This is a genomic window from Bradyrhizobium sp. IC3195 (assembly GCF_020193585.1).
Lineage (GTDB): Bacteria > Pseudomonadota > Alphaproteobacteria > Rhizobiales > Xanthobacteraceae > Bradyrhizobium > Bradyrhizobium yuanmingense.
This window is the reverse complement of the sequence record NZ_JADYVG010000006.1, coordinates 332812-339031: the sequence shown is the minus strand read 5'-3', so window position 1 is coordinate 339031 and position 6220 is coordinate 332812. Positions and strand designations below refer to the sequence as shown.

4 protein-coding genes are annotated in these 6220 nt (G+C 64.9%); all 4 read right to left on the bottom strand.

Annotation, left to right across the window (positions count from 1 at the left end; translation table 11 throughout):
- Positions 1–147: 147 nt before the first annotated feature.
- Positions 148–771: a flavin reductase family protein gene (locus I6F09_RS15810; protein ID WP_036024785.1), complete on the bottom strand. Its 624-nt coding sequence runs from the start codon at positions 769–771 to the stop codon at positions 148–150.
- 176 nt (positions 772–947) lie between these two features.
- Entirely contained in the window at positions 948–1547 is a 600-nt protein-coding gene (locus I6F09_RS15805) for a TetR/AcrR family transcriptional regulator (RefSeq protein ID WP_036013870.1), read from the bottom strand.
- A gap of 33 nt (positions 1548–1580) precedes the next feature.
- The gene (locus I6F09_RS15800) at positions 1581–4718 is read right to left on the bottom strand and encodes an efflux RND transporter permease subunit (protein WP_057026238.1); all 3138 of its coding nucleotides are present in this window, start codon (positions 4716–4718) and stop codon (positions 1581–1583) included.
- Between the two features lie 222 nt (positions 4719–4940).
- Entirely contained in the window at positions 4941–6047 is a 1107-nt protein-coding gene (locus tag I6F09_RS15795) for an efflux RND transporter periplasmic adaptor subunit (protein WP_225188490.1), read from the bottom strand.
- Positions 6048–6220 lie beyond the last annotated feature (173 nt).

Sequence of the window (6220 nt, the reverse complement as noted above, 5' to 3'; positions counted from 1 at the left end):
TCCGGGAGGGGGTGGGGGCTGAATGTCTCTCCACTGTCATTCCGGGGCACGCGAAGCGTGAGCCCGGAATCCATCGTGCCGCAGCGTTGGTCGATGAATGGATTCCGGGCTCGACGCTGCGCGTCGCCCCGGAATGACGGAAGTGGCCTAGTCCGGCCGGACCATCTCGAACATGTTCTCCGGCTTGATCTCGAAATAATCGCCGCGCCGGCCGGCGCGGACGATGGGGCGGGCGGCGGCGGTCTGGTAGACGCCGTCCTTGATCAAGGCCTTGTCGATGTGGACGGCGACGACTTCGCCGAGCGTCAGCCAGGCGTCGGCCTCCTTGCCATTGGCGCCCTTGAGGCGGACGATGTCGGACACCTTGCACTCGAAGGCGACGGGGCTCTCGCCGACGCGCGGGACATTGACGAGCTTGCCGGGCACGGCGGTGAGGCCCGCGACCTCGAACTCGTCGACCTCGGGGGCGACATGTGCCGCGGTCGCGTTCATGTGCTTGGCGAGATCCATCGTCGTCAGATTCCAGACGAACTCGCCGGTCTGCTGCATGTTCTCGACCGTGTCCTTCCAGTTGGTCGAGGAGAAGCCGATGATCGGCGGCACGTAGCAGAACGCGTTGAAGAAGCTGTAGGGCGCGAGGTTGACGTGGCCCCTGGCGTCGCGCGAGGAGATCCAGCCGATCGGCCGCGGCGCGATGATGGCGTTGAAGGGGTCGTGCTTGAGTCCGTGGCCCTTGGAGGGTTCGTAGAAGTACAGGTCTTTGTCGGTCACGCGCTGCTTCCTTTCGTCATTGCGAGCGCAGCGAAGCAATCCAGAATCCCTCCGCGGAGACGGTCTGGATTGCTTCGCTGCGCTCGCAATGACGGAGTTTGTGGGTCCGTCCCGGTCCGCCTCCGGCGGTCGTGCCGGGGCGATCAGTCTGCTTATAGGAGAAAACGCCCCGCCCGTCAGTGGCGCGGCGACAGACCCGCGATGACGAAATCGATCATCTGGTCGATGGTCGGGCCCGGCTTGGTGGCGCACTGGGCGATCATCTGGGGGTGGAAGAAGCGGATCATCGCGGTGCAGGCGCACAGCGAGGCCAGTTGCAGGTCCGGCGCCTCGAACTCGCCGGAGGCGACGCCTTGCGCGATCATCTGGCCGATGACGCCGGCGATGCACTCCATATGGGCGACGCAGACCTCCCAGTCCTCCTCCATCGCGATCGCGACCATCTCGTGCAGCTTGTTGTCGCCGACATAGCGCTCGGTGTTCATGCGATTAATGGTGATGAGCAGCTCGCGGAAGCGCGGCAGCACCGGACCGGGCCTTGCCACGATCCGCTGCGCCTCCAGCTCGACCTCGCCCATCAGCGAGCGGGCCACCGCCTGATGGATCGCCTTCTTCGATTCGAAGAAGCGATACACGTTGGCGGGGCTCATCCTGAGCTCCTTGGCGATGTCGCCGACGGTCGTCTTCTGGTAGCCGATCTGGCGGAACAGCCGCTCGGCCACCTCGAGGATGCGATCCCGGGTGTCGACTTCGATATGTTCCGAAACAAGGGCCATCAGTCAGGACTCGCTGGTCAACAGTCTTCTCATCTATTCAGCCGCTTCGGCAAGCGGAATTGCGTGCGGGTCATCGCTCCCATGCTGCGGCGCGGCCGGCTGCTCGGGCGTTCCGGCCTCGTCCAGGCTCTTGCGGAACCACAGGGCATAGAGGCCCGGCAGGTACAGCAGCGTCAGGAAGGTCGCGACGAACAGGCCGCCCATGATGGTGATCGCCATCGGGCCCCAGAAGGCCGAGCGCGTCAGCGGGATCATGGCGAGAATGGCGGCGAGCGCCGTCAGCACCACCGGCCGGGCACGGCGGACGGTCGCCTCGACGATCGCCTCGCGCCGGGTCAGGCCGTGGCTGACGTCGGTCTCGATCTGGTCGACCAGGATGACCGTGTTGCGCATGATCATGCCGGCGAGCGCGATCAGGCCGAGCAGCGCCACGAAGCCGAACGGGGCATTGGCGACGTTGAGGCCGAGCGAGGCACCGACGATGCCGAGCGGCGCGGTCAGGAACACCAGGATCAGGCGTGAGAAGCTCTGCAGCTGGATCATCAGCAGCGTCAGCATCACCATGACCATCACCGGGAAGAGGATGAAGATCGAGGCGTTGCCCTTGGCGGATTCCTCGAACGCACCGCCCGGCTCGATCCGGTAGGCCGGCTCGAGGTGATCCTTGATCGCCTTCAGCTTCGGCGTGATCTGGTTGGTGACATCAGGGGCCTGCACGCCATCGACGACGTCGGAGCGCACGGTGATCGCCATGTCGCGGTTGCGCCGCCACATGATCGGCTCCTCATGGGCATATTCAATTCGAGCGATCTGCTGCAGGGGCACGGCGACGCCGTTGCGCGAGGTGATGGTGAGATCGCCGACGCCGCCGAGGTCGAGGCGCTCGGACGGGATCGCGCGGGCGACTACGCCGACCTTCTCGATGCCGTCGCGCACGGTCGTGACCTGCGAGCCCGAGATCAGCATCGCCAGCGCCTGCGAGACGTCCTGCGGGGTCAGGCCCATGGCGCGGGCGCGGTCCTGGTCAACGACGAGCTTGAGGTAGGGCGACTGCTCGTTCCAGTCGAGCTGGACGTCCTTGACGCTCTTGTTCTCCCGCATGACGTCGCGGACCTGGTAGGCGATCTCGCGGACCTTGTTGGCATCGGGGCCGATCACGCGGAACTGCACGGGGAAGCCGACCGGCGGACCGAAATTGAAGCGGTCGACGCGCACGCGTGCCTCGGTCAGGAAGCCCTCGGCGGCCGCGGTCTCGATCTTGGCCTTGATGCGCTCGCGCGCCTCGACCCCCTTGGCAACGATGACGATCTCGGCAAAGGCCTCGTTCGGAAGCTGCGGGTTGAGGCCGAGCCAGAAGCGCGGAGAGCCCTGGCCGACATAGGCGGTATAGGTCTCGATGTCCTTGTCGTCCTTGAGCAGCGTCTCGGCCTTCTTCACCGCCTTCTCGGTAACGTTGAAGGCGGTGCCTTCCGGAAGGCGCAGCTGCAGGAACAGCTCGGGGCGCTCCGAGAGTGGGAAGAACTGCTGCTGGACCTGGCCGAAGCCGACGATCGAGGCGGCGAAGACGCCGACGGTCGCGACCACCACGGTGATGCGGTGGTTGACGCACCATTTCACGATGGCGCGCAGGCCGCGGTACATGCGGGTCTCGTAGACCGCATGCGGATCATGGTTGTGGTGCGCCTTCATCTCGGGCAGCAGCTTGACGCCGATATAAGGCGTGAAGATCACCGCCACGAACCAGGAGGCGACCAGCGCGATTGCCACGATCCAGAATATGCTGCCGGCATATTCGCCGACCGCGGAATTGGCAAAGCCGATGGGGAGGAAGCCAGCGGCCGTGACCAGCGTTCCCGTGAGCATCGGAAACGCAGTAGATTCCCAGGCAAAGGACGCCGCACGCATGCGATCCCAGCCCTGCTCCATCTTCACCACCATCATTTCGACCGCGATGATGGCGTCGTCGACGAGCAGGCCGAGCGCGATGATCAGCGCGCCGAGCGTGATGCGGTGCAGGTCGAGCGACATCGTGTTCATGACGATGAAGACGATGCCGAGCACCAGGGGCACCGACAGTGCGACCACGATGCCGGTGCGCCAGCCGAGCGCCAGGAACGAGACGAACAGCACGATGACGAGCGCTTCCATGAAGGAGTGCACGAACTCGCCGACGGCGTGCTCGACCACCTTGGGCTGATCGGCAATCAGCTTGACGTCGACGCCCTGCGGCACCGCCTTCATGAAGTCGGCCGTCGCCTTCTCGACCTCCTTGCCGAGATCCAGGATGTTGGCGCCCTTGGCGGTGACGACGCCGATGCCGATGGCGGGCTTGCCTTCCTGGCGCACGACGAAGCTCGGCGGATCGACATAGCCGTGAGTGACGGTGGCGATATCGCCGAGACGGAACACGCGGCCGTTGCTCTCGACCGGCGTTTCGGCGACGGCCTTGGCACCGTCGAGCGCGCCGGTGACGCGCAGCGGCACGCGCTGCGAGGAGGTCTCGACCGTGCCGGCCGGCGTCACGTTGTTCTGCTTGGCGAGCGAATCGAACAGCGCCTGCGGCGTGATGCCCAGCGTGGCGAGCTTGGCGTGGCTGAACTCGACGAAAATGCGCTCATCCTGGTTGCCGTAGACGTCGACCTTGGTCACGCCGGGCACCTTGAGCAGGCGCTGGCGAAAACCTTCGGAGACCTTCTTGAGCTGGGCATAATCGGCGCCGTCGCCGGTCATCATGTAGAGGATGGAATCGACGTCGGAGAACTCGTCGTTGACGACGGGCCCGAGAATGCCGGACGGCAGCTGGCCCTGCACGTCGACCAGCTTCTTGCGCAGGAGATAGAAGAGGTAGGGCACGTCCTTCGGCGGCGTGTTGTCGCGGAAGGTGACCTGGAGCGCGGTGAAGGCGGGCTTGGAATAGGTCTGCACCTTCTCGAAATAGGGCAGCTCCTGGATCTTCTTCTCGATGGGATCGGCAACCTGGGTCTGCATTTCCTGCGCGGTCGCGCCGGGCCAGATCACGGAGACGTTGACCACCTTCACCGTGAAGAACGGATCCTCGGCACGGCCGAGCTTCTCATAGGAGAAGAAGCCGGCGACGCCGAGGATGATCATCAGGAAGAGCACCAGCGTCGGATGGCTGACGGCCCAGGCCGAAAGGTTGAAGCGCTTCATCGCACTCTCCGAAAGACGATCCAGTTGCAAACAACGACAGCCGCTCTGCTCAAACCGTCGTCGCGAGGCAGCGAAGCAATCCAGGGGGCTGGGCAGGTTCTGGATCGCTTCGCCGCTTCAGCCTTTGCTTAGGGACAAAGGCCGAAACTCACCTCACACGACGTAACTCACTTCTCTTGTCATTCCGGGATGGTCCGAAGGACCAGACTTTCAAACGACGGATCAGAACGACAAGGACGACACGATCCGCACCCGCTGGCCGGGATCGAGCTTCTGCACGCCGAGGGCGACGATCTTGGCACCCTCCTCCACGCCGCCGGTGATGACGACGTCCTTGCTCTCGTAGGACTTCACCGTGACCGGCTTGAGCGTGACGCCACCGTTGTCGTCGACAACGTAGAAGGAGGGCTTGCCGCCTTCGTTGAAGAGCGCCGACAGCGGCAACCGCGCGACGCGCTCGGTCGCGGCATCCGACAGCGTCAGCGTCGCCGTCATGCCGAGCGCGACCTTGTCGTCGGCCTCGGGCAGCGAGAACTTTGCCAGATAGGTGCGCGTGGCGGGATCGGCTGCCGGCGCGATCTCGCGCAGCTTGGCCGTGTATTTCTTGTTCGGCTCGGACCAGAGAGTGACGCTGGCGACGCCCGACTTGGCGCGTCCGACCAGCGTCTCAGGGATCGCGACGACCGCTTCCTTCTCGGCAAAGCGGGCGACACGGATCGAAGCCTGGCCCGCGGCAACCACCTGGCCGGGCTCGATCAGCGTTGCGGTGACGACGCCGCGGGCGTCGGCGTTGAGCGTCGCGTAGGAAAGGGAATTCTTGGTCAACTCGACCGAGCGCTCGGCCCGGTTCAAGCGCGCACGGGCTTCATCGGCGGCGGCGCGGCTCTGGTCGAGCTGGGCGTCCGTGGTCCAGCCCTTGGCCTTGAGATCCTTGGCGCGCTGCTCGGCGGCGGCGGCCTGGGCCAGCACGCCGGTTGCGGCGGTCTGCTCGGCAACGGCCTGCTCGGCCTGGAGCTTCAGGTCGACCTCGTCGAGGGTGGCGAGCGGCTGGCCGACTTCGACTGTCTGGCCGACTTCGACGAGGCGTTTGGCCACCTTGCCGGCGACGCGGAAGCCGAGATCGCTCTCGATCCTGGGACGGATAGTGCCGACGAAGCTGCGCTCCGGGGTCTCGGCAGCGTAGTGGGCGGTTGCCACCAGAACCGGCCGCGGCGGCTCGGCCTTCTCGGCGACGGTATCATTGCACCCTGCCAGCGAAACGGCCATCAGGGCGAGCGCGGCTCCTGCGAAAAGCTTGGAATAGCTCGACAAAATCGACCGGACCAACATCGAAGGACACTCCTGCATCTCGACTGAGAGGAATGTCGACTGTTCACTGATAAAAGTCAATAATCGTCAGTCATCAGGAATGCGTGATCGTGAAGGAGTTGTAAGGAGGGATAGGCTTGGCCGCGAGGTGTTATTGTAGGGTGGGCAAAGCGGAGCGTGCCCACCAGAACCGC

Excerpts from the sequence above, each read along its gene's own strand:
- I6F09_RS15805 (WP_036013870.1), bottom strand. The coding sequence starts at position 1,547 with ATGGCCCTTGTTTCGGAACATATCGAAGTCGACACCCGGGATCGCATC.
- I6F09_RS15800 (WP_057026238.1), bottom strand. The coding sequence starts at position 4,718 with ATGAAGCGCTTCAACCTTTCGGCCTGGGCCGTCAGCCATCCGACGCTG.
- I6F09_RS15795 (WP_225188490.1), bottom strand. The coding sequence starts at position 6,047 with ATGTTGGTCCGGTCGATTTTGTCGAGCTATTCCAAGCTTTTCGCAGGA.